Origin of the sequence: Streptomyces sp. NBC_00271, assembly GCF_036178845.1 — a bacterium.
Lineage (GTDB): Bacteria > Actinomycetota > Actinomycetes > Streptomycetales > Streptomycetaceae > Streptomyces.
On record NZ_CP108070.1, the window covers coordinates 3304743 to 3327420 of the forward strand.

18 protein-coding genes, 1 rRNA gene and 1 pseudogene are annotated in these 22678 nt (G+C 72.0%); 5 read left to right on the forward strand and 15 right to left on the reverse strand.

Annotated features, from left to right (window positions below; all coding sequences use genetic code 11):
- Positions 1–184: 184 nt before the first annotated feature.
- Positions 185–811: an NUDIX domain-containing protein gene (locus tag OG798_RS15500; RefSeq protein ID WP_267061406.1), complete on the reverse strand. Its 627-nt coding sequence runs from the start codon at positions 809–811 to the stop codon at positions 185–187.
- A gap of 86 nt (positions 812–897) precedes the next feature.
- Positions 898–2547 carry a CTP synthase gene (locus OG798_RS15505; protein ID WP_067364904.1) on the reverse strand — a complete coding sequence of 550 codons (1650 nt, stop codon included), beginning with the start codon at positions 2545–2547 and terminating at the stop codon, positions 898–900.
- A 496-nt stretch (positions 2548–3043) separates the two neighbouring features.
- Here OG798_RS15505 and OG798_RS15510 point away from each other — a divergent pair, with 496 nt between their 5' ends.
- The 3 genes from OG798_RS15510 to OG798_RS15520 all read left to right on the forward strand — a co-directional run bounded on the left by OG798_RS15510 (position 3044) and on the right by OG798_RS15520 (position 8061).
- A complete protein-coding gene (locus OG798_RS15510; protein ID WP_168507782.1) occupies positions 3044–4846 on the forward strand; it encodes a glycoside hydrolase family 15 protein in 1803 nt (600 codons plus the stop codon).
- Positions 4847–5013: 167 nt separating this feature from the next.
- On the forward strand, positions 5014–6351 hold the full coding sequence (locus OG798_RS15515; RefSeq protein WP_097226318.1) for an FAD-binding oxidoreductase: 1338 nt from the start codon (positions 5014–5016) through the stop codon (positions 6349–6351).
- A 57-nt stretch (positions 6352–6408) separates the two neighbouring features.
- Positions 6409–8061: a PucR family transcriptional regulator gene (locus OG798_RS15520; RefSeq protein ID WP_413253531.1), complete on the forward strand. Its 1653-nt coding sequence runs from the start codon at positions 6409–6411 to the stop codon at positions 8059–8061.
- A 15-nt stretch (positions 8062–8076) separates the two neighbouring features.
- Here the strand turns inward: OG798_RS15520 and OG798_RS15525 are convergent, their stop codons facing one another.
- The 6 genes from OG798_RS15525 to OG798_RS15550 all read right to left on the reverse strand — a co-directional run bounded on the left by OG798_RS15525 (position 8077) and on the right by OG798_RS15550 (position 14209).
- Positions 8077–9204: a glycosyltransferase family 4 protein gene (locus tag OG798_RS15525; RefSeq protein ID WP_328757208.1), complete on the reverse strand. Its 1128-nt coding sequence runs from the start codon at positions 9202–9204 to the stop codon at positions 8077–8079.
- A gap of 257 nt (positions 9205–9461) precedes the next feature.
- Entirely contained in the window at positions 9462–10205 is a 744-nt protein-coding gene (locus OG798_RS15530; protein WP_121416574.1) for a hypothetical protein, read from the reverse strand.
- Positions 10206–10315: 110 nt separating this feature from the next.
- Positions 10316–12046, reverse strand: a complete 1731-nt coding sequence (recN, locus tag OG798_RS15535) for a DNA repair protein RecN (protein WP_267061409.1) — start codon at positions 12044–12046, stop codon at positions 10316–10318.
- A gap of 126 nt (positions 12047–12172) precedes the next feature.
- Complete coding sequence (locus OG798_RS15540; RefSeq protein WP_067364895.1) at positions 12173–13078, reverse strand: NAD kinase; 906 nt, start codon at positions 13076–13078, stop codon at positions 12173–12175.
- Positions 13075–13890 carry a TlyA family RNA methyltransferase gene (locus OG798_RS15545; protein WP_075027836.1) on the reverse strand — a complete coding sequence of 272 codons (816 nt, stop codon included), beginning with the start codon at positions 13888–13890 and terminating at the stop codon, positions 13075–13077. Before OG798_RS15545 ends, OG798_RS15540 begins: the two co-directional genes overlap by 4 nt.
- Positions 13891–13897: 7 nt before the next feature.
- Positions 13898–14209 carry a hypothetical protein gene (locus OG798_RS15550; protein ID WP_179436623.1) on the reverse strand — a complete coding sequence of 104 codons (312 nt, stop codon included), beginning with the start codon at positions 14207–14209 and terminating at the stop codon, positions 13898–13900.
- Positions 14210–14251: 42 nt separating this feature from the next.
- On the opposite strand from OG798_RS15550, the gene OG798_RS15555 reads away from it, so the two are divergent.
- Positions 14252–14599: an SCP2 sterol-binding domain-containing protein gene (locus OG798_RS15555; protein ID WP_095855439.1), complete on the forward strand. Its 348-nt coding sequence runs from the start codon at positions 14252–14254 to the stop codon at positions 14597–14599.
- On the opposite strand, the gene OG798_RS15560 is transcribed toward OG798_RS15555, so the two are convergent.
- From OG798_RS15560 to OG798_RS15575, 4 genes are all read right to left on the reverse strand, one after another.
- Positions 14583–15461, reverse strand: coding sequence for an ABC transporter ATP-binding protein (locus OG798_RS15560; RefSeq protein WP_121416573.1), 879 nt, complete (start codon positions 15459–15461; stop codon positions 14583–14585). The genes OG798_RS15555 and OG798_RS15560 overlap by 17 nt on opposite strands.
- Positions 15458–16501 (reverse strand): FecCD family ABC transporter permease, encoded by a 1044-nt coding sequence (locus OG798_RS15565; RefSeq protein ID WP_121416572.1) that lies wholly within the window; start codon positions 16499–16501, stop codon positions 15458–15460. The genes OG798_RS15560 and OG798_RS15565 overlap by 4 nt, the downstream gene beginning before the upstream one ends.
- Positions 16498–17541, reverse strand: coding sequence for a FecCD family ABC transporter permease (locus OG798_RS15570; RefSeq protein WP_328757209.1), 1044 nt, complete (start codon positions 17539–17541; stop codon positions 16498–16500). Before OG798_RS15570 ends, OG798_RS15565 begins: the two co-directional genes overlap by 4 nt.
- A 78-nt stretch (positions 17542–17619) precedes the next feature.
- On the reverse strand, positions 17620–18648 hold the full coding sequence (locus OG798_RS15575; RefSeq protein WP_121416570.1) for an HAD hydrolase-like protein: 1029 nt from the start codon (positions 18646–18648) through the stop codon (positions 17620–17622).
- Between the two features lie 72 nt (positions 18649–18720).
- Between OG798_RS15575 and OG798_RS15580 the strand changes: the two genes are divergently transcribed.
- Positions 18721–20013 (forward strand): DUF1015 domain-containing protein, encoded by a 1293-nt coding sequence (locus tag OG798_RS15580; RefSeq protein WP_121416569.1) that lies wholly within the window; start codon positions 18721–18723, stop codon positions 20011–20013.
- Between the two features lie 106 nt (positions 20014–20119).
- On the opposite strand, the gene OG798_RS15585 is transcribed toward OG798_RS15580, so the two are convergent.
- The 3 genes and pseudogenes from OG798_RS15585 to rrf form a co-directional block, all read right to left on the reverse strand.
- Positions 20120–20974 carry a tetratricopeptide repeat protein gene (locus tag OG798_RS15585; RefSeq protein WP_328760033.1) on the reverse strand — a complete coding sequence of 285 codons (855 nt, stop codon included), beginning with the start codon at positions 20972–20974 and terminating at the stop codon, positions 20120–20122.
- A 303-nt stretch (positions 20975–21277) separates the two neighbouring features.
- A pseudogene (locus OG798_RS56555) lies at positions 21278–21790 on the reverse strand (tetratricopeptide repeat protein); the annotation flags it as partial.
- Between the two features lie 682 nt (positions 21791–22472).
- Positions 22473–22589 (reverse strand): 5S ribosomal RNA (gene rrf, locus OG798_RS15590).
- Positions 22590–22678: the final 89 nt, after the last annotated feature.

Genomic DNA, 22678 nt, shown 5'->3' on the forward strand with positions numbered 1-22678 from the left:
CCGGGACTCCGGTTCGGGCGTTTCCAGAGCCTAGTTCACGCTCTGCGACGATCCGGGCGGAGCACGGCGGGGACGTCCCCCGATCGGATCAGCCGATCGTAGGACTGATGGTGTCCGGTCGCGGGATCCGGTCACGGGTTCCGGTTGGGGGATCCGGTCGTGGGAGAGGAGCGTCCGGGGTGCGTCAGGACTCGAACGGGCGGGCCGGCCAGGGCGCCTCGGCCGGGCGCAGCGCGTCGAGTCCGTCGCCGCCGCGGGCGGCGACCAGGGAGAGGACGCCGACGACGAGACAGTTGTTGTGCAGTTCACCGGCGAGCACCCCGCGCACGAGATCGCCGACGGGGATCCGGGCCAGCTCCAAGTCGGCCTCTTCGTCCTCGACCTCGAAGCGCTCCCCCTCGGCCTCGGAGAGATCGCGGGCGAGGAAGATCCGCACGGCCTCGGAGCAGCCGCCCGGGGTGGTGTAGACGTCGGTCAGCACCCGCCAGTCCTCGGCCTTGACGTGCGCCTCCTCGTACAGCTCGCGCTGGGCGGCGTGCAGCGGGTTCTCACCGGGCACGTCGAGGAGTCCGGCCGGGATCTCCCACAGCTTGTGGCGCACGGGGTGCCGGTACTGGCGCAGCACCACCGCGCGGTCCTGGTCGTCGAGGGCGAGGACGGCCACGGAGCCGGGGTGGACCTGGTAGTCGCGGCGGGCGACCGATCCGTCCGGCATGACCACGTCGTCGGTGCGGACGGACGTCTTGTTGCCGACGAAGGGAGTCGCGGTGGCCCTGACTTCCCACTCCTCGGGGGTGTCCTTGATCGTCATGTCGCCCTGTTCCTCCTACGCACCGAACGAAAACCGGGGCACGTGTCCCAAAAGACGCGTACCCCGGTCACCGTACAGCCCTTGTGTTACTTGCCCGTCTTGCGCTCGACGGCGGCCTTGACCAGGCCCGCGAAGAGCGGGTGCGGGCGGGTCGGGCGGGAGCGCAGCTCGGGGTGCGCCTGGGTCGCGACCAGGTAGGGGTGCACCTCGCGCGGGTACTCGACGTACTCCACGAGCTTGCCGTCCGGGGAGGTGCCGGAGAACTGCAGACCGGCCTTCTTCTCCAGCTCGCCGCGGTAGGCGTTGTTCACCTCGTAGCGGTGGCGGTGACGCTCCTCGACGTACTCCTTGCCGTCGTACACCTCGCGCGCGATGGAGCCCTCGGCGAGCTTGGCCGGATACATGCCCAGTCGCATCGTTCCGCCCATATCGCCCTCGCCCGCCACGATGTCGAGCTGCTCGGCCATCGTGGAGATGACCGGGTGGGCGGTGGCGGAGTCGAACTCGGTGGAGTTGGCGTCCGGGATGCCGGCCAGGTTGCGCGCGGCCTCGATCACGATGCACTGCAGGCCGAGACAGAGGCCGAGCAGCGGGATCTTGTTCTCGCGGGCGTACTGGATCGCGCCGACCTTGCCCGACACGCCACGGTCGCCGAAGCCACCGGGGATGCAGATGGCGTCGACGTCGCCGAGCTGCTTCGCGGCACCCGCCGGGGTCTTGCAGTCGTCCGAGGTGACCCACTTGATCTTCACGCGGGCCTTGTTGGCGAAGCCGCCGGCGCGCAGCGCCTCGGTGACCGAGAGGTAGGCGTCGGGCAGGTCGATGTACTTGCCGACGAGCGCGAGGTTGATCTCGTGGAGCGGGTTGTGGACGCGGTCGAGCAGGTCGTCCCAGGTCGTCCAGTCCACGTCGCGGAAGGGCAGGTCCAGCTTGCGCACGACGTAGGCGTCCAGGCCCTCGGTGTGCAGCACCTTCGGGATGTCGTAGATCGACTTGGCGTCGATGGCCGCGACCACGGCCGCCTCGTCGACGTCGCACATCAGCGAGATCTTGCGCTTGATGGCGGTGGGCACCTCGCGGTCGGCGCGCAGCACGATCGCGTCCGGCTGGATACCGATGTTCCGCAGAGCCGCGACCGAGTGCTGGGTCGGCTTGGTCTTCAGCTCGCCGGAGGGGCCGATGTACGGCAGCAGCGAGATGTGGACCACGAACACGTTGTCCCGGCCGACCTCGTGCCGGACCTGTCGGACGGTCTCCAGGAAGGGCAGCGACTCGATGTCGCCGACCGTGCCGCCGACCTCGGTGATGACGACGTCGACGTCGTCGGTCGCCATACGCCGGATGCGGTGCTTGATCTCGTTGGTGATGTGCGGGATGACCTGCACGGTGTCGCCCAGGTACTCGCCGCGCCGCTCCTTGGCGATGACCGTCGAGTACACCTGCCCTGTAGTGACATTGGCGGAGCCGTCCAAGTCAACGTCGAGGAAGCGCTCGTAGTGTCCGATGTCCAGGTCGGTCTCGGCGCCGTCGTTGGTGACGAACACCTCGCCGTGCTGGAACGGGTTCATGGTGCCCGGGTCGACGTTCAGGTAGGGGTCGAGCTTCTGCATGGTGACCCGCAGGCCCCGCGCCTTGAGCAGCGCACCCAGGCTGGAGGCGGTCAGGCCCTTACCGAGGGAGGAGGCGACACCCCCGGTGACGAAGATGTGCTTGGTCGTCGTGGATTTGGGCGGCATGGCCAAGAGGGGGCTCCCGTGGTCGCGGTCTGGGGTGCGTACCGGCGTGGTGTCCGAAGATTTCCGGAGGTGCCGTCGCTGCGGTTCGGGGGTTTCTTGCCCACCGGTCCACGGGCTACCAGGGTATCAGCGACCCGAGGAGGCTGCTTCCGGCCACGCTCCGCACACCCATCGGCACAGACCACACACAGCACTCACTCGATCGGACCAGGCGGGTTGCCTGGAGCGGCACGCGGATCACCCACGTGCGTCGTATCCTGCTCGGACACTCGCTGCCGAGTCCGGCCGGCACGCGGCACCATCCCCGCCCGTATCCCGGAACCACGAGAGCTCGTCAGTTCGTTTCGCAACGACAATCGCACCGATAATTGACGTTCCGCAACGACGCTTTACCAACGTTCTAACGTTCATTCTTCTAACGTTTTAACGTTCCTGTTCCCTGACCGCAGAGCGACCGCCCCTCGGGGGCGACGTGGCCGTTCGACTGGAGATGCACGTGGCCGGGCGCATCGAGGACTACGCACTCATCGGAGACATGCAGACCGCAGCACTGGTCTGCCGGGACGGCACAGTGGACTGGCTGTGCCTGCCCCGCTTCGACTCTCATGCCATCTTCGCGGGACTGCTCGGCACGGAGGAACACGGATTCTGGCGGCTCGGGCCCGCCCACGCGGCCGACGCCGAACCGCCGACGGCGGCGCGCCGCTCGTACCGCGGCGACTCGCTGATCCTCGAATCCGAGTGGGACACCCCACGCGGCACGGTCCGCGTGACCGATTTCATGCCGCCGCGTGACGGCGCGCCCCAGCTGATCCGGATCGTGGAGGGCGTCACGGGCCGGGTCCCGATGCGCTCCGCGCTGCGGATGCGGTTCTCGTACGGCCGTGTCGTGCCCTGGGTGCACAAGCACGAGGGGCGCACGGTTGCCGTCGCCGGACCCGACTCGGTGTGGTTCGACACCGCCTGCGAGACCTACGGCAAGGCGCTGACCACGTACGCGGACTTCACGGTGGCACCCGGTGACCGGATCGCGTTCACCATCTCGTGGGAACCCTCACACAAGAAGCCCCCCGCGCTGCCCGAGCCGGAGCAGGCCCTGGAGGCCACCGAGGACTTCTGGCGCGACTGGGTCGACCAGTGCACGTACCACGGCCCCTACCGCGAGGCCGTCGTCCGCTCCCTGATCACCCTCAAGGCCCTGACGTACGCCCCCACGGGCGGCATCGTCGCCGCGCCCACCACCTCCCTCCCGGAGGAGATCGGCGGCGTACGCAACTGGGACTACCGCTACACCTGGCTGCGCGACGCGGCGATCACCCTCTCCTCCCTCCTGCGCACCGGCTACCGCGAGGAGGCCCGCGCCTGGCGCGAATGGCTGCTGCGCGCCGTGGCCGGCGACCCGGAGAACCTGCAGATCATGTACGGCATCGCGGGCGAGCGGGAGTTGGGCGAGGCGGAGCTCGACTGGCTGCCCGGATACGAGAACTCGGGCCCTGTACGGGTCGGCAACGGCGCCGCACACCAGCTTCAGCTGGACGTCTACGGCGAGGTCATCGAGGCCCTGCACCTGGCCCATATGACGGGCCTGTCCCGCAACGACTACGCCTCGCTCCTCCAGCTGAAGCTGATCCGCTACCTGGAGGACCACTGGGACCAGCCGGACGAGGGCATCTGGGAGGTCCGCGGCCCGCGCCGCCACTTCGTGCACTCCAAGGTGATGGCCTGGGTCGCCGTCGACCGCACGATCAAGCTCATCGAGTCCGGTGACGCGGACGGCCCGCTGGAGAAGTGGCGCGAACTGCGCGACGACATCCACCGGGACGTGTGCGAGAAGGGCTACGACAAGGAGCGCAACACCTTCACGCAGTCGTACGGCTCCAAGGAACTGGACGCCTCGCTGCTCCTCATCCCGCAGATGGGCTTCCTCCCCCCGGACGACAAGCGCGTGATCGGCACCATCGAGGCGATCCAGCGCGAGCTGTCCACCTCGGACGGCTTCATCCTGCGCTACCCGACCACCGGCGAGGACGCGGGCGTGGACGGCCTCGAGGGCGACGAGGGAGCCTTCCTGGCCTGCTCCTTCTGGATGGCGGACGACCTGGCGATGATCGGCCGCGTCGACGAGGCGCGCAAGCTCTTCGAAAGGCTCCTGGCCCTCCGCAACGACCTGGGCCTCCTGGCCGAGGAATGGGACCCCCGCCTCCAGCGCCAGGTGGGCAACTTCCCGCAGGCCTTCAGCCACGTGCCCCTGATCGACACGGCCCTGAGGCTGACGGCGAGCGGGGCATACGGCGGCTGACAACCACCGCGACAGCGGCCCACGCTCCCCTTGCGGGGGCGTGGGCCGCGGCCCTTGGGGGCGCGGGGAACTGCGCGACCAGCCCCCACCGACGACCCGCAGCCTCGCGACAAGCCCCTAGGCTGAAAGCAGTCCCGTCCCCTACTGAAAAAAAGGGGGCAACCGCGATGTCCCCCTTCTCGAAGGCCCACACCCGCCTCGCCGCCCTACGCGCAAACCTGACCGGCGACGCTTTCAGGCCGGAAGACCCCGGCTACGACAACGCCCGCAAGCTCTTCAACACCCGCATCGACCGCCACCCCGCAGTGATCGCCCAGTGCGAGACCACGGCGGACGTGGTCCATTGCGTCCGCTTCGCGCGGGACCTGGACCTCCACATCGCGATCCGGGCCGGCGGCCACAGCCCGGCCGGGATGTCGCTCAACGACAACGGCCTGGTCATCGACCTGCGCCGGATGCGCACGGTGACCGTTCACCCCGGCTCCCGGACGGTACGGGTCGAGGGCGGCGCCCTCATGAGCCACCTCGACCAGGCGACCCGGCCCCACGGCCTGGCCACCACCGGCGCCCGGAACTCGACCACCGGCGTCGCCGGCTTCGCCCTCGGCGGCGGCACCGGCTGGCTCGACCGCGCCTTCGGCCTCGCCGTCGACAACCTGCTCGGCGTCGAACTGGTCACGTCCGACGGCTCGCAGATCCGGGCCACCGATCACGAGAACCCGGAACTCTTCTGGGCCCTGCACGGCGGTGGCGGCAACTTCGGCGTCGCCACCGCACTGACCCTGAGACCGCACCCGCTGCCGGACTTCTCGATCGCCCTGCTGACATACCGCCCGGAGTCCGGCCCGGACGTGATCCGCACCTACCGCGAGATCATCGAGGCCGCCCCACCGGAGACGGGCGGCGGCATCATCCGCACACAGCTGGTCGACGCACTCCTGACGTACCCGGGCCCCGAGCAGGACCTCCGCAAGCTCGCCCGGCCGCTGCTGGCGCTGCCTCACGAGGCCGTGATCCTCACGCCCCTCCCCTACGCCGCCTTCCAGCGGATCCTGGACAGCCCGCCGGGCCTGAGGAGCCACTCTTCCGCGGAGTCCCTGACCGGCCTGCCCGACGACGCCGTGGACGTCTTCTGCGAGCTGGGGAAGGCCATGCCCGTGCCCACGGCCACCCGGTGCTCGCTGTTCCCGCAGGGCGGCGCGATCGCCTCAGGCCCGGAACGCTTCCCGGTGCCGTTCCGGAACGCCCGGTGGACCGTGCACCCCTTCGGCATGTGGGAGGACCCGGCCGACGACAGGCGCTGCGTCCAGTGGGTCGAGGACGTGCGCGCCGCCTTCCGGCCGTGGAGCACCGGCGCCGTCTGTCTCAACCTCGTCGGCGACGAGGGCGTCGACCGCGTGGTGGCCGGCCTCGGCGCCGGGAACATCCGACGGCTGGCCGCGGTGAAAGCCGCGTACGACCCGGACAACGTCTTCCGCTTCAACCACAACATCCTGCCCCGGTAGTGAGCGGCCCGGCCTCGGACATGCCCCCGGGAGGCCTCCCCGGGTAGCGTCCGCTGCATGGACAGCCGTTTGGACAGCCACTTGGACAGTCGATACGACACCCAGGGCGCCGGAATCACCGTGCAGCGGGCGCTGGAGCTGCCCGGGCTGCGCAGCGGTCTGCCGGAGATCCTCGCGGGCGCCGACCGGCTGGGCCGCACCGTGCGCTGGGTGCACGCGGGCGAGGTCCCGAACATCGCCTCGCTCCTCAAGGGCGGCGAACTGCTCCTGACCACGGGCTACGGCCTCGGCACCCGCCCCGCCGACCAGCGCGCGTTCGTCCGCACCCTCGCGGAGCGCGGTATCGCGGCGCTCGTCGTGGAACTCGGCCCGCGCTTCACCCGGCTGCCCGCGGCCCTCGTGGAGACGGCCCGCTCCGCCGGTCTCCCGCTGGTCCAGCTGCACCGCGAGGTGCCCTTCGTGGCGGTCACGGAGGAGATCCACACCGAGATCGTCAACGGCCACTACGCGCTGCTGCAGCGGGCCGAGGAAGTGCACCGGCGCTGTACCGAGGCCCTGCTGGGCGGTGGGGGCATACCCCAGGTCCTCGGCATCCTCGCGGACTTCAGCGGCAACCCCGTCTTCCTGGAGACCGCGGACGGACAGCTCCTGTACGCCGCGGGGGCCGGCTCCGCCGGCGCCGATCCGCTCCAGGTGTGGGAGGGGATGCGCGGCCAGCACAAGGAGGAGCCGCCCGCCGGGACGACCCTCGTGGACGTGCCGGGCGGCGGCCACGGCACCGGTTCGGTACGCGCCCGGCTGGTCCTCCTGCCCGTCAGCGCCCCGGTCGCCCCCGTGCACCGGATCGCGGCGGAGCGGGCCGCGGGCATCCTGGCCGTCGTCCTCATGCAGGCCCGCCAGGAGGAGGAACTCGCGGCACGCGGACGCGGCGACTTCCTCACCGACCTCGCGGAGGGCCGTATCGCCGCCGAGGACGCTCCCGCGCAGGCCCGCGTGCTCGGCTTCAAGCCCGGCAACAGTCCGCTCCTGCCGGTCGTGATGCGGCTCGCCGACGGCCCCTCCCCCGGCGGCGGCTGGGCCGTCCTGGCGCGCGCGGTCGCGGAGGAGCTGGCCTCGGTGGGTGTGCCGGTCCTGTTGGGCGTACGCCCGGTGGAGGGCCGCGTCCCCCTGTTGCTGGGCCTGCGTTCGGAGTCCGAGCGCGCGGCAGTCGCGGACCGGGTCGCGGCGGCCCTCAGGGCGGGCGTGGAGCGCGCGGGCATGCAGCGGCCGGGGGCACAGCCGCCCGTGGTGGTGGTCGGGGTCGCGGGCGGCTGGGCGGCGGCCTCGGCGGGCCTGCGGCACGCGGCGGAGACGGCGACGGCCGCGCAGGGCCTGACGGACCGCCCCTGGTACGACGCCCGCCGCCTCGACACCGACCTGCTCCTGTGGCGGCTGCGCGACCATCCGGACCTGGCGGCCTTCGTGGACCGTGCCATCGGCCCCCTGCGCGACCACGACCTCCGCTCCAAGCCGCCGCTGCTGCCCACCCTGGAGACGTACCTGGCGCACGCGGGCCGCAAGGCGGAGACGGCCCGCGAGCTGCACCTGAACCGGCAGACCCTCTACAACCGCCTCGCCCGGATCGGGGAGTTGCTGGGCACGGACCTGGACGACCCGCAGACGGTACTGGCGTTGAGCCTGGCACTGCGAGCGCGACGACACGTGCCCTGAACGACCGGGCGCCCCCTAGGCAAGGGGTCTCGCCTGGGTCAACTCGTCGTAGACGCTGAGCACTTGGGCGACGGTCTCGTCCTCGGTCGGCCAGGTCGTGGCCTGCCGCACCCCCCGCTCCTTGAGCAACTCCCGGCGATCGTCGTCCCCGAGCAGCCGTACGACGGCCGCGGCGAGCGCGTCGGCGTCCGCGCACGGGACGAGCTCGGCCGCGTCGCCGACCAGTTCGGGGATACCTGCGACGGCGGTCGCGACGAGCGGCACACGCGCGTGCAGGGCCTCCTGGGCGAGCACGGAACGGGACTCCCGACCGCTTGGCAGCACCGCGAGATCGGAGGCCAGGAGCAGCTCGGAGACGTCGTCGCGCCGCCCGACGAGCCGCACCGGCAGCTCCTCGTCCTCGATCCGCCGCTGGAGGACCGCCCGCAGCGGCCCCTCCCCGGCGATCACCAGGAGCGGCACGGGGTCGAGCGAGCGCCACGCGCGCGAGGCGTCCAGCAAGGTGTCGTATCCGCGGTGCCGGTCGAGGGAGCCGACGGCCATGAGCAACGGGCGGTCGGTGGCGCCGAGTTCGGCCCGCGCCTTGTGGCAGAGCCGGTCGGGGTCCCCGTACTCGACGGCCTTGCGTGGCGTCGGGAACGCGACGGCCGCGAGCCGGGCGTCCCGCGCCCCGCGCCTGCGGGCGCGGTCCACGAGGTCGGGCGAGGAGCCCAGCACCACCGCCGCGGCCCTGGCGACCCGCCGCTCCAGCAGCCGCAGCAGATGCGCCCGCGCCCCCTCCGCGTGCGAACGGGTGTGCCAGGTGACGACGAGCGGGGTGCGCCGGCCGCTGAGCGCGAGCGCGGCCCGCAGCGCGGCGTGCAGCCCGTGCGCGTGCACGAGATCGGCGTCCGCGCAGGCCACCCGCAGCGCGGCCACGGCGGCCGGATCACTGCTGCGCGGCACGGGAACGTGCTGGGCCCCGACGCCACTGAACCCGTACGCGAGGTCGGCCTCGGCAGGTGCGCACACGGTGACCCGCACACCCCGGGCGACGAGCCCCGAGGCCAGCGACCGCACATGCGCGCTGCTGCCCGCGCTCGCGCCGCCGAGCACCTGCACGGTGCGCAACGGCGACTGACCGTGCGGTGAGTGGCTGCTCACGTGGCCGGGGCTCCTGGTTCGGCGTCGGACGGGCACGGAGAACGTACAGAGGGAAAGGCAGTGGGGGTGTACCGCACGTCGTGCTCCGCGTACTACGCCAAGGATGCCAGGCCGTACGGGTGTTCCGGGACCGCCATCGGAGCAAGCCTTGCGGCGCTGCGCCCAACTCGACGACAGCTGTCACCCACAAGAGTGACAAGTCGCGTGTCTTCGCGACGGGTTGTCCTTCGCTGGATGCCCGTCGGAGTGTCCGCCCCTCACCCCAGCGGTCGCGCGACCGCCTCGCTGACCTTGTCCCCGTACACGGTCGCGGCCACCAGCGCCGCGGCATGGGCGAGGAGCCCGGCCCGTCCGTTGCCCGCGACGATCGCGCTGCCCAGCGCGGCGCCGAGCGCGTGGGCCCCGGTGTCGCCGATCATCGCGCGCTCGCCGAGATCGTCGGGGAACACGGCCGCCGCCGCACCCATCGCCGCGGCCGACAGCCGCCCGGCGGGTCCGCCCCGCAGCAGCCCCGGGGCCCCCAGCGCGAGCACCGCACCGGCGGCCCGCCCCGGCCGGACGTCCACGAGGTTGACGAAGTGCGCGCTCCCGGCGATCACGACCCCCGCGAGCAGCTTGTCCACGGGCCGCTCCTTGAGCAGGGCCCCCGCCACCAGCCCCGCGGCCGAGATACCCAAGAGCTTGACCGCCCCACTGGTCACCTCCCCGTCCTTCAGCGCCCCCAGATGCGCCCGGAACCCCCGGCGGGGGTCCCCCGCCCCGACCACGTCGTCGTACGCGCCGCACGCCCCGGCGGCCAGGACCGCGGCCCCGGCGCCCCGGTGGACGCGCGCGGCCGCGAGCGCCGCTCCGAGGGCGGTGGCGGGGCCGGCGTACAACTCGACGGTGCGCCCGGCGTAGTTCGTGCGCTGCCAGCGCTCCGGGCCGCCCGGGGTCTTGGTGCGCAGGCCTGCGAGGGTGGCGCGGGTGACGGCGACGGCGGTACCGAAGCTGGTGATCATGCGACAACTCCAGGGGCCCGCGGAGCGGGCGGGTTCGGGGGGCCGCGGAGCGGCGAAGAGAAGACCGCGGAGCGACGCAAGAACCAGCCCCCGCCCGCGGACGCAAGGAACTACCGGTCGCCCCGAGCCGTGGCCAACAATTCCTCCGCATGCGCCCGGGCCGTCTCCGAGTCCTCCTGCCCCGCCAGCATCCGGGACAGCTCCCGAATCCGTTCCTCCCCCTCGAGCACCTTCACCCCGGAGCGCGTCACAGACCCGTCGTTGGTCTTCTCGACCAGCAGCTGCCGGTCGGCGAACGCGGCGACCTGCGGCAGATGAGTCACCACGACGACCTGGGCGCTCTTGGCGAGCTTGGCCAACCGCCGCCCGATCTCGACCGCGGCCTTGCCGCCCACACCGGCGTCGACCTCGTCGAAGAGATACGTCGGCACAGGGTCGGTCCCCGCGAAGACGACCTCCACCGCGAGCATCACGCGTGAGAGCTCACCACCGGAGGCCCCCTTGGCGATGGGCCGCGGCGGCGCTCCGGGATGCGGGGCGAGCAGCAGCTCGACCTCGTCCACACCCGCGGGCCCGTACGCGACGGTGCGCCCGCCGAGCTCCACGCCCTCGGGGTCGTCGGTCTGCCGGATCTCGAACGACACGCGCGCGTGCGGCATGGCGAGCGAGGCCAGCTCGGCGGTCACGGCGGCGGCGAACCGTTCGGCGGCCTCGGTGCGGGCGTCCGTCAGCGCCTGGGCAAGCCCGCCCAGTTCGGCCCGCAGCGCGTCCCGCTCGCCGGTCAGCTCGTCGATCCGCTCGTCGTCGCCGTCGAGTTCGAGGAGCCGCGCGGCGCTCTGCTCGGCCCACGCGAGTACGGCGTCGATGTCCTCGCCGTACTTCCGGGTCAGCTGGCTGAGCGCGGCGCGGCGCTCCTCGACGGCCGCGAGCCGCAAGGGATCGGCGTCGAGGTCGTCGGCGTACCCGGCCAGCTCCCCCGCCACGTCGCGCAGCAGGATGTTGATCTCCCCGATCCGCCCGGACAGCCCGGCGAGCGCGGCGTCGTGCGACCGTACGGCCTCCAGGGCCCGGTGCGCGCCCGCGACGAGCGTCGCCGCGTCGATGCCCTCGGGGTCCTCGGGATTGCCCGCGAGCGCGGCGTGGGCGGACGTGGCGGCGGACGCGAGCGCCTCCGCGTGCCCGAGCCGCTCCGCCTCAGCCGACAGCTCCACGTCCTCGCCCGCGCGCGGCTCGACCGCCGCGATCTCCTCGAGTCCGAAGCGCAGCAGGTCGGCTTCCTGGGCCCGCTCACGCGCGCGTGTGGTGATCTCGTCCAGCTCGGCCGAGATGGCCCGCAGTCGCCGGTAGGCCCCCACGTACTTGGCGAGCGGCACGGCGACCGCGTCCCCGGCGTACCGGTCGAGCGCCTGCCGCTGCCGGGACAGTTTGAGCAGCCCCTGCTGGTCGGTCTGCCCGTGCACGGCCACCAGCTCGTCGGCCAGCTCGGCGAGCACGCCCACCGGGACGGAACGGCCGCCCAGGTGCGCCCGTGAGCGCCCCTCGGCCGAAACGGTACGGCTGATCAGCAGCGCGCCGTCGTCGAGCTCGGCGCCCGCCTCCTCGGCCCGTACGATCGCCGTACCGCCCGTGGGTACGGTGATCCGCCCCTCCACGACGGCGTTCTTGGCGCCGATCCGTACGAGGGCGGGGTCCGCGCGCCCGCCGAGCAGCAGCCCGAGGCTGGTGACCACCATCGTCTTGCCCGCGCCGGTCTCACCCGTCACGGCGGTGAAGCCTGGCGACAGCTCGACGACCGCGTCGTCGATGACTCCGAGCGACCGTATCCGCATCTCCTCCAACACGGACACGACCTTACGAGGTCCAGCCACGGATGTGCGACGGCCCCCGCCCCGCAGCCGCGAACCCGCAGGTGACAAGCACCTACAAACGGTGCCTTGTCACCCACGGGAGTGGACCTGGCGGGTGCGTCAGTGCGGCGCCCCGCGCCAGCCGGAGACCGGCAGCGCGAACTTGGCCACCAGCCGGTCGGTGAACGAGGCGTGGTGCAGTCGAGCCAGCCGCACCGGCACGGCCCCCCGCCGTACCTCGACCCGGGCCCCCGGCGGCAGCTCCACCGTCCGCCGCCCGTCGCACCACAGCACCCCCGGCGGAATGTGCGGCAGCACCTCCACCGCGAGCACCGAGTTCGGCGAGGTCACCATCGGCTTGGCGAACAGCGCGTGCGCGCTGATCGGCACCATGAGCAGCGCCTCGACCTCGGGCCAGACGACGGGTCCGCCGGCGGAGAAGGCGTACGCCGTGGACCCGGTCGGGGTCGCGCAGACGATGCCGTCGCAGCCGAAGCCGGTGACCGGCCGCCCGTCGATCTCCAGGATGACCTCGAGGAGCTTCTCGGCGGAGACCTTCTGCACGGCGGCCTCGTTGAGCGCCCAGTCGGTGTGCACGATGTCGCCGTTCTGGTGGACGACGACGTCGACGGTCATGCGTTCCTCGACCTCGTACGCCTTGGTCACCACCCGGTCGACGACCTTGTCGAGGTCGTCACGCTCGGCCTCCGCGAGGAAGCCGACGCTGCCGAGGTTGACGCCGAGCATCGGCACGCCGGAGGCGCGGGCGAACTCGGCGCCGCGCAGCAGGGTGCCGTCGCCGCCGAGCACGATCAGCAGTTCGCATCCGTCGAGGCACTGCGGAGTGGCTTCCTTCACCAGCTCCACCTCGGGCGGCAGCGGCAGATCGGCCGCCTCCGCCTCCAGCACACGCACCCCGATCCCGGAGCGCAGCAGCCCCTGCACCACGAGTTCGGCGCTGCGGATCGCGGCCGGCCGCCCGGTGTGGGCGAGCAGGAAAACAGTACGAGCTCGGGTCTCTGTCAACGCGGCCCCTCCGCCACTGCACGGTCAACGTCGGCCGGGTCGAGTTCGGGTGCCCCGGCACGCAGCCACAGAAAGTACTCGACATTGCCCGAGGGTCCGGGCAGCGGACTCGCGGTCACGCCCTTCACCCCGAGCCCCAGCTCCGCGGCCCGCCGGGCCACGCCGCGCACCGCCTCGGCGCGCAGTTCCGGACTGCGTACGACTCCACCACTCCCCAGTCGTTCCTTCCCCACCTCGAACTGCGGCTTGACCATCATCACCAGATCGGCGTCGGGCGCCGCGCACCGCACGAGGGCGGGCAGCACCAGGCCGAGCGGGATGAAGGACAGATCCCCGACAACAAGATCCACGGGCTCCCCATCGATCGCCTCCAACGTCAACTCGCGTACGTTCGTACGGTCCTTGACGGTGACGCGTTCATCGCTCTGCAGAGACCAGGCGAGTTGACCGTAGCCGACGTCGACGGCGACGACGTGGGAGGCGCCCGCGCGCAGCAGTACGTCGGTGAAGCCTCCGGTGGACGCTCCGGCGTCCAGCGCCCGCCGCCCCTCGACCTTCAGTCCCTGGGGTACGAAGGCCGCCAGGGCGCCCGCGAGCTTGTGCCCGCCGCGCGAGACGTAGTCGGGGTCGCTGTCGTCCTGGGTGACCACGATCGCGGCCGCGGTCTCCACCTGGGTGGCGGGTTTGGTCGCGAGGGTCTTGCCGACGCTCACCCGGCCGGCGGCGATCAGCTGGCTGGCGTGCTCGCGCGAGCGGGCGAGCTTCCGGCGGACCAGCTCGGCGTCGAGGCGGCGGCGTGCCACTCCTGCCACGTTGGGTTCAGCTCCTGCGGTCGTACGGCGTAGGGGGCGCCGGAGGTCCCGGGCGGGCGTCGAGCGCGGTGAGCGCGTCGCGCAGCCCCCGGTGTACATCCTCGTACACCTCGACATGTCCGTCCGTGGCGAGGTGGTCGGCGTCGCCCAGCCGGTCGAGCTGGGCGTCGACCTCGGCGTTCCCGGTGGGGGTGCGGTCCACGTCCAGCGGGGCCGGGGCGGCGGGGTCGTACTCGAGTTCGGGTTCGACCTCGACCGGAACCTCCGGCTCCGGCATCGGGCCCTGCGGAGTCCCGACCTCCGGCACTGACTCGTTCATGCCCCGACGCTACCCCGAAGCGCTGCGGTACCGTCGACCGCGATGGCCACGATTGAGGAGTGCCGCAGCGCACTCGACAAGCTCTCGGACAACATGGCGGGCGCGGACGGGAACGTACGCGAGGCGGCGGCCCTGGACCGCTCGCTCAGCTGCCGTATCACCGACCTCGACGTCACCTTCGTCGGTCGCCTCAAGGGCGGCCGGATCGAGGTGCTCGACACCCTCCAGGGTCCACCCGTCGAGAAGGCCCAGATCAGACTCGCCATGTCCGGCGACGACCTGGTCGCCATGGTCGACGGGCAGCTGAACTTCGCCAAGGCCTGGGGCTCGGGCCGGGTGCGGCTGGAGGCGGCCCTGCTCGACCTGTTCCGCCTCAGGAAGCTTCTGTAGCGGCTTCGGCGGCAGCGGCTCCGGCGGCCACCTTCACACGGGCCTTGCGTGCCGCCGGCACCACCAGCGGCGTCCCGGTCTCCGGGTCGTCGATGACCTGGCAGCGCAGCCCGAAGACCTCCTCGACCAGTTCGGCCGTGACGATGTCGTTCGGCGCGCCCTCGGCGACGACCCGGCCCTCGCGCAGGGCGATGAGGTGGGTGGCGTAGCGGGCCGCGTGATTGAGGTCGTGCAGGACGGCGACCAGGGTGCGCCCCTGCTCCTCGTGGAGTTCGGCGCACAGATCGAGCACGTCGATCTGGTGCTGGATGTCGAGGTAGGTCGTCGGCTCGTCGAGCAGCAGCAGCGGGGTCTGCTGGGCGAGTGCCATCGCGATCCACACGCGCTGCCGCTGGCCGCCGGACAGTTCGTCGACATAGCGATCGGCCAGTTCGGCGACGCCGGTCGAGGCCATCGACTCCTGTACGACCCGCTCGTCCTGCGTCGACCACTGGCGCAGCAGGCCCTGGTGCGGGTAGCGGCCCCGGCCGACCAGATCGCCGACCGTGATCCCGTCCGGCGCGATCGACGACTGCGGCAGCAGCCCGAGCGTCCTGGCCACCTTCTTCGCGGGCATCGACTGGATGACCTGCCCGTCGAGCAGCACGCGTCCCTCGGAGGGCTTGAGCATCCGCGACAGGGCGCGCAGCAGCGTGGACTTGCCGCAGGCGTTCGGGCCGACGATCACGGTGAAGGAGTTGTCGGGAATCTCCACCGACAACTTCTCCGCGATGACGCGCTGGTCGTAGCCGAGGGTGACGTTGTCGGCGGACAGGCGGTTCACAGTGCTCCTTTGAGTGTTCTTGTTCGCTGCGGCGCTCATATCCGGCCCGCCTTGCGCTCGGTGACCAGCAGCCACAGCAGATAGATCCCGCCCAGGACCCCCGTCACGACGCCGACGGGCAGCTGATCGGCGCCGAAGGCCCGCTGCGAGGCCCAGTCCGCGACGATCAGCAGGGTCGCGCCCATGCACATCGACGGCACCAGGTTCGGTCCCGGCGAGCGGGTCAGCCGCCGGGCGAGCTGCGGCGCGGTGAGCGCCACGAAGCCGACCGGGCCCGCGGCGGCGGTGGCGCCGGCGGTGAGCAGCACGGCGGCCAGCATCAGCAGCAGTCGTACGCGCTCGACGCGCACCCCGAGGGCGTACGACACGTCGTCGCCCATCTCCATCATGCGCAGCCCGCGCGCGTTGCCGAGGACGAGCGGGACGAGGACGCCGCACAGGACGAGCAGCGGCCAGACCTGCGCCCAGTCACGGCCGTTGAGGGAGCCGGTCATCCAGACGACCGCGCGGGCCGCGTCGACGATGTCCGCCTTGGTCAGCAGATAGCCGTTGACCGCCGTGACGATCGCGGAGACTCCGATACCGACCAGGACCAGTCGGTATCCGTGGACGCCCCGCTTCCAGGCGAGCAGATAGATGGCGAGCCCGGTCACCAGGCCGCCGACGAGTGCTCCCAGTGCGACCTGGTTCGCGCTGCCCGAGAACAGCACGATCATGATGAGCGCCCCGGCCGTCGATCCCTGGCCGAGGCCGAGGACGTCCGGGCTGCCCAGCGGGTTGCGGGAGATGGACTGGAACAGTGCCCCGCCGAGCCCGAGCGAGGCCCCGACCAGCAGGCCGACGAGCACCCGCGGCAGCCGCAGGTCGTTGACGATGAACTCCTGGCCCGCGTTCCCGTTGCCGACGAGCGTCTTGAGGACGTCGACGGCCGGGATCGGGAAGTCGCCGGTGCCGATCAGCACCACGCTCGCGGCGAGCGCGGCCACCAGCAGCAGTACGACGACGGTGAACGCCCGGACGTCGAACCGGACGGAGAGACCGCCGCGCGTCCGCACGGCTCGGGTACGTGTGGTCGTCACAGCTGGGCCGTCCTCCGCCGTCGTACGAGATAGATGAAGACCGGCCCGCCGAGGACCGCGGTGACGATGCCGACCTGCAGCTCCGCGGGCCGGGCGACCATCCGCCCCACGACGTCGGCGCCGAGGAGCAGCACGGGCGACAGCACGGTCGCGTACGGCAGGATCCAGCGCAGGTCGGGCCCGGTGAAGGAGCGGACCACGTGCGGGACCATGAGCCCGACGAAGACGATCGGCCCGCAGGCCGCGGTCGCGGCGCCGCACAGCACGGTGGCCGCGGCCATGGACAGCGCCCGGGTGCGGTTCAGGTTGGCGCCGAGCGCGCGGGCGGTGTCGTCGCCCATGGCCATGGCGTTCAGGGGCCGGGCGAGCGCCAGCGCGACGACCGCGCCGACCACCAGGAAGGGCAGCACCTGCCGAATGGTCGAGTCGGTGGCCGAGGCCAGCGAACCCACCGTCCAGAAGCGCATCTTGCCGAGCGCCGCGTCGTCCATGATCATCACGGCTTGCAGATAGCCGTAGAGCGCGGCACTGATCGCCGTGCCGGCGAGCGCGAGCCGCACCGGGGTGGCGCCGCGGCTGCCGCCCAGGAACCAGACCAGCGCCCCGACCGAGGCCGCGCCGAAGAAGGCGAACCACACATAGCCGCTCAGGCTCGTGACACCGAAGTAGGTGATGGCGGTGACGACCGCGGCCGACGCGCCCGCGTTGATGCCGAGCAGTCCGGGGTCGGCCAGCGGATTGCGGGTGAGCGCCTGCAGGACGGCACCCGACAGTCCGAGCGCGGCGCCGACGAGCAGCCCGAGGACGGTACGCGAGATCCGGTCGTCCACCACGACGTCGGAGTACGTCCCCGTACCGTGGAACAGGCCGTGCCAGACCTGGTCCAGCGGCAGCACTTTCGCACCGATCGCGATACTCGCCAACGCGACGAGCACCAGGAGGGCCAGGGACGCGAGGAGCCCAACGGCGCGTATCGCCTGACGGCTTGGGGGCGCGGGGGCGGTCTCCGCGCGCTGTTCGGGGGGACTGTCGACCAACACGTGGTTAGGTTAGCCTACCCTCGCTCACGCTTCGATCCCGGGTGACTACGCCCCACCACCGACGAGCCCCCGGGGCTCTCAGAGCCCCAGCCGCGCCAGCGCCTTCCCCCCGTCCAGCTCGCACGCCCCGTCCCCCGCGGCCGTCCACGCCGCCGCGCACAGCGCCCGCAGCCCGTCGAGCGCCTCACCGTCGCCCGCCAGCTCCAGACGCTCATTCCCCGCCTGCGCCGTCCACCCGCCGCAGCGGAACCCGTCGCCCTCCTCCACGACCTCCGGCTGCCCGGTGAGCAGCCCGCGCAGATCGGCGTCCACATACGTCGGCCGGTGCTGCGGCGGGGCGGCGAGGAGCTGCGCGCCGTCCGTCACCCCGGTGAGCACGAGCAGCGAGTCCACCTCGCCGTTGAACGCGCCCTCGATGTCCGTGTCCAGCCGGTCGCCGACCACCAGCGGCCGCTTCGCCCCGGTCCGCAGGATCGTCTCGCGGTGCATCGGGGGCAACGGCTTGCCCGCCACCTGCGGCTCGGCGCCCGTGGCGATGCGTACGACCTCCACCGCGGCCCCGTTCCCGGGCGCGATCCCCCGCGCGCTCGGGATCGTCAGGTCGGTGTTGGACGCGAACCACGGCACCCCGCGCGCGACGGCGTAGGACGCCTCCGCGAAGCGCCCCCAGGGCAGGTCGGGCCCGCCGAACCCCTGGACGACCGCCGCCGGGTCGTCGTCCGCCGACTCGACCGGCTCGAGCCCGCGCTCGCGCAGCGCGACCCGCAGTCCCTCGCCGCCGATGACCAGCACGCGCGCACCGGCGGGCACCTGCTCGCTGATCAGCCGCGCCACGGCCTGCGCCGAGGTGATGACGTCATCGGCGTCCGTCGGTATGCCGAGCTCAGTCAGATGCTCCGCCACCGCATCGGGCGTACGCAGCGCGTTATTCGTGACATACGCGAGGTGCAGCCCTCCCGAACGGGCCGTGCCCAGTGATTCCACGGCGTGCGCGATCGCGTTGCCGCCCGCGTACACCACGCCGTCGAGATCGAGCAGAGCCGTGTCGTAGGCGTCACTCAGGGCCTGTTCACTGGCCTCGGGCCGGGTCCTGGCGGTCTGGCTCATTACGCATCGCTCCTCGTTCGATCTCTTTCCCCCGATCATCCCCCACAGCGTCTGCACACTTACGATGCCTCAATGAACTATGCAGGTCCCGCGGAGGAAACCCCGGCGCGCAGCGGCCTCGAACTGACCCCGTTCCGGGGCCTGCGCTACGACCCCGACCGGGTCGGCAGCCTCGCCGCCGTGACATCTCCGCCGTACGACGTCATCGTCCGGCCGGACGGTCTGCTCCACCTCGAGTCCGCCGACCCGCACAACATCGTCAGGCTGATCCTCCCCCAGGACACGACCCCGACGGCCCGCAACCGCCAGGCGGCGGACACCCTGCACGACTGGGTGTCCGAAGGCGTCCTCGCCGCCGACCCCGAGCCGGGCCTGTACGTCTACGAGCAGCACGACGACGGGATGCTGCAACGCGGCATCATCGGCGCCCTGCGCCTGTCGGAGCCGTCCGCCGGCGTCGTCCTCCCGCACGAGGACGTCATGCCGCACATCATCGCGGACCGCGCGGCCCTGATGCGTGCCACCTCGGCCAACCTCGAACCGCTGCTGCTGACCTACCGCGGCAACGGCTCCCGGGTCGGCACGGCCGCCGTCATCGAACGCGCCGCGGAGGGCGACCCCCTGCTCTCGACGACCACGGAGGACGGTTTCAGCCACCGCCTGTGGGCGATCACCGACCCGGCGGACCTGGCCGAGATCCAGACGGATCTCGGCCGGCACCAGGCTCTCATCGCGGACGGCCACCACCGCTGGGCGACATACCTGCGGCTACGCGCCGAGCACCCCTCCCCCAGCCCCTGGGACTACGGCCTCGTGCTCCTGGTGGACACCGCGCGCTACCCGCTCCGGGTCCGCGCGATCCACCGCCTGCTGCACAATCTGCCGGTCGCGGAGGCGCTGACCGCCCTCACGGACTCGTTCCGCGTACGTCACCTCGACGTTCCGCTCCCCAAGGCCCTGGAGGCCCTCGCAGCGGCCGCCGCCGAGGGCAACGCCTTCCTCCTCGCGGGCGACGGCTCGTTCCACCTGGTCGACCGCCCCTCCCCGGAGCTCCTCGCCCGTACGGTCCCGGCGGACCGCCCCGAGGCCTGGCGCACCCTGGACGCGACCGTCCTGCACGCCACACTCCTGGCCCACATCTGGGGCATCCCCGAGGACTCGCCCGCCCACATCGCGTACATCCACGACACGGCCGCCACGGTGGAGAAGGCGGAGCGCGACGGCGGCACGGCCGTCCTGATGCACCCGGTCCGCGAGGAGGTCGTACGCGACCTCGCCCGCCAGGGCGTCACGATGCCCCGCAAGTCGACGTCGTTCGGCCCGAAGCCGGCGTCGGGGCTGGTATTGCGGGCGCTTCCTGTCTGAAGCACCCAGGCGAGGCGCCCAGGCGAAATACAGGGGCTGAAACGCCACGGGCGGCGGGATCCCTTCCGGAATCCCGCCGCCCGTGTCCTACGACCACCGCTGTACGTCAGCCCCGCGGAGCTTCGTCATCGTCGTCGGCCTCGACGACCGGCTTGGTCTGCTCGGCCTCGACGATGTCGAAGTCATCATCGTCCTCGTCGTCCTCGGTCTCGATCTCGTCCTCGGCGTCGATCTCGTCCTCAGCCTCAGCTTCGGTCGCGACCTCGACCTCGACCTCGTCCTCGACGAGCGCGTCGACGAACTCGACGCCGTCCAGCTCGGCAAGCCGGTCGGAGGCGTCCGTGCTGCCGTCCTTGTCGGACTCGACGGCCTTCGCGAACCACTCGCGCGCCTCGTCCTCACGACCGGCGGCCAGCAGCGCGTCGGCGTAGGCGTAACGCAGCCGGGCCGTCCAGGGCTGTACGGAGTTCGAGGCGAGCTCCGGGCTCTGGAGCGTCACGATGGCCGCGTCGAGCTGCCCCATGTCGCGCCGGGCGCCGGCCGCCACGAGCCGCATCTCGACCTGACCGGCCTTGTCCAGCTTGTGCACCTCGGGCGCACCCGCCATGTCCAGCGCCTTCTCGGGCCGGCCCAGGCCGCGCTCGCAGTCCGCCATGACGGGCCACAGGTCCACGTTCCCAGTCATACGGCGCGCCGCCCTGAACTCGGCGAGCGCCTCGCTGTACTTCTGGTTGGCGTACGCGGCGAACCCGGCCGCCTCGCGTACGGCGGCCACACGCGACGCCAGCCGCAGGGCGATCCTCGAGTACGCGTACGCGCCCTCGGGGTCCTCGTCGATGAGCCGGGCGACCATCACCAGGTTCCTGGAGACGTCCTCCGCAAGCCCCTTCGGCAGGCTGAGCAGTTCCTGCCGTACGTCGGCGTCGATCTCCTCGCCCGTGACGTCATCGGGGATCGGCAGCCGCTTGATCGGCTCACGGTCCCGGTCACGCTCGTCGCGGCCACGGAAGCCGCCACCGCGCCGGTCGTCGCCCCGACGGTCGTCACGGCCCCGGAAGCCACCGGCGCCACCGGGGCGGCCGCCCCGGTCGTCACGACGGGGGCCACCACGTCCGCGGTCGTCGCGACCCCGGTCGTCGCGGGCACGGAAACCGCCACCGCCACGGCTGTCGTCACGACGGTCGTCGCGCCGGTCGTCCCGCCTGTCGTCGCGACGGAAGGCCGGACGGTCGCCCTCACGACGGTCGTCACGGCGGAAGTCACTGCGGTCGTCGCGCCGGAAACCGCCGCCGCCGCCACCGCGGTTGTCGTCCCGACGGAACCCACCGCGGTCGTCGTCACGGCGCGGACCACTGCTGGGGCGGTCGTCGCGACGCGGGCCACTGCTGGGGCGGTCGTCACGGCGGAACCCACCGCGGTCGCCGCTGTCCCGACGATCATCACGGCGGTCATCGCGACGGAACCCACCGCGGTCGTCGTCACGACGGGGACCACTGCTGGGGCGGTCGTCGCGACGCGGGCCACTGCTGGGGCGGTCGTCACGGCGGAACGCCGGACGGTCCCCTTCGCGACGGAACCCGCCACGGTCGTCGCCCCGACGGTCATCACGCCGGAAGTCACCGCGATCGTCACGGCGGAACCCGCCGCGGTCGCCGCTGTCCCGACGGTCATCACGGCGATCGTCGCGACGGAAACCACCGCGGTCGTCGCCCCGGCGATCGTCACGCCGGTCGTCCCGACGGTCGTCACGGCGGAAGTCGTTGCGGTCGTCGCGCCGGAAGCCGCCGCCACCGCCACCGCGGTTGTCGTCCCGACGGAACCCACCGCGGTCGTCGTCACGGCGCGGACCACCACTAGGGCGGTCATCGCGGCGCGGACCACTGCTGGGGCGGTCATCGCGACGCGGGCCACTGCTGGGGCGGTCGTCACGGCGGAACGCCGGACGGTCCCCGTCCCGACGGACCCCACGGTCACGGTCGCGGTCGTCGCGGCGCGGACCACTCGTGGGTCGATCGTCACGGCGGAACGGCGGGCGACCGCCCCGGTCGCCCTCACGCCGGTCGTCACGGCCACGGAAACCGCCGCCGCCACGGTTGTCATCACGACGGCTGTCGTCACGACGGCTGTCGTCGCGCCGGAAACCGCCGCCGCCGGCACCGCGGTTGTCGTCCCGACGGAACCCACCGCGGTCGTCGTCGCGGCGCGGACCACCACTGGGGCGGTCGTCACGGCGGTCGTTGTCCCGGCGCGGACCTCCGCGGTAACCGCCGCGGTCACCACTGTCCCGGCGGCGCTGATCGCGCTCCGGACGCTCGTCGGGAGAGTTGGTGGACATGGTGACTCCTGTCATCGGTACCGCAAGTCATTCTCGCGCAGCCGGGTACCCGGCGCGCTTCGGAAAAACAAAAAAGGACCTCTGGTCCCAGCGAGTCGCTGGGACCAGAGGTCCTCCAAAGATTGTTCGGCGGCGTCCTACTCTCCCACAGGGTCCCCCCTGCAGTACCATCGGCGCTGTGAGGCTTAGCTTCCGGGTTCGGAATGTAACCGGGCGTTTCCCTCACGCTATGACCACCGAAACCCTTTCAGACACCCCGCGATAAAGCGGGGTCTTGAACGGGCAGCGAACAAGCACACTATTCAATTGATTAGTGGAACTGTTCAGCCA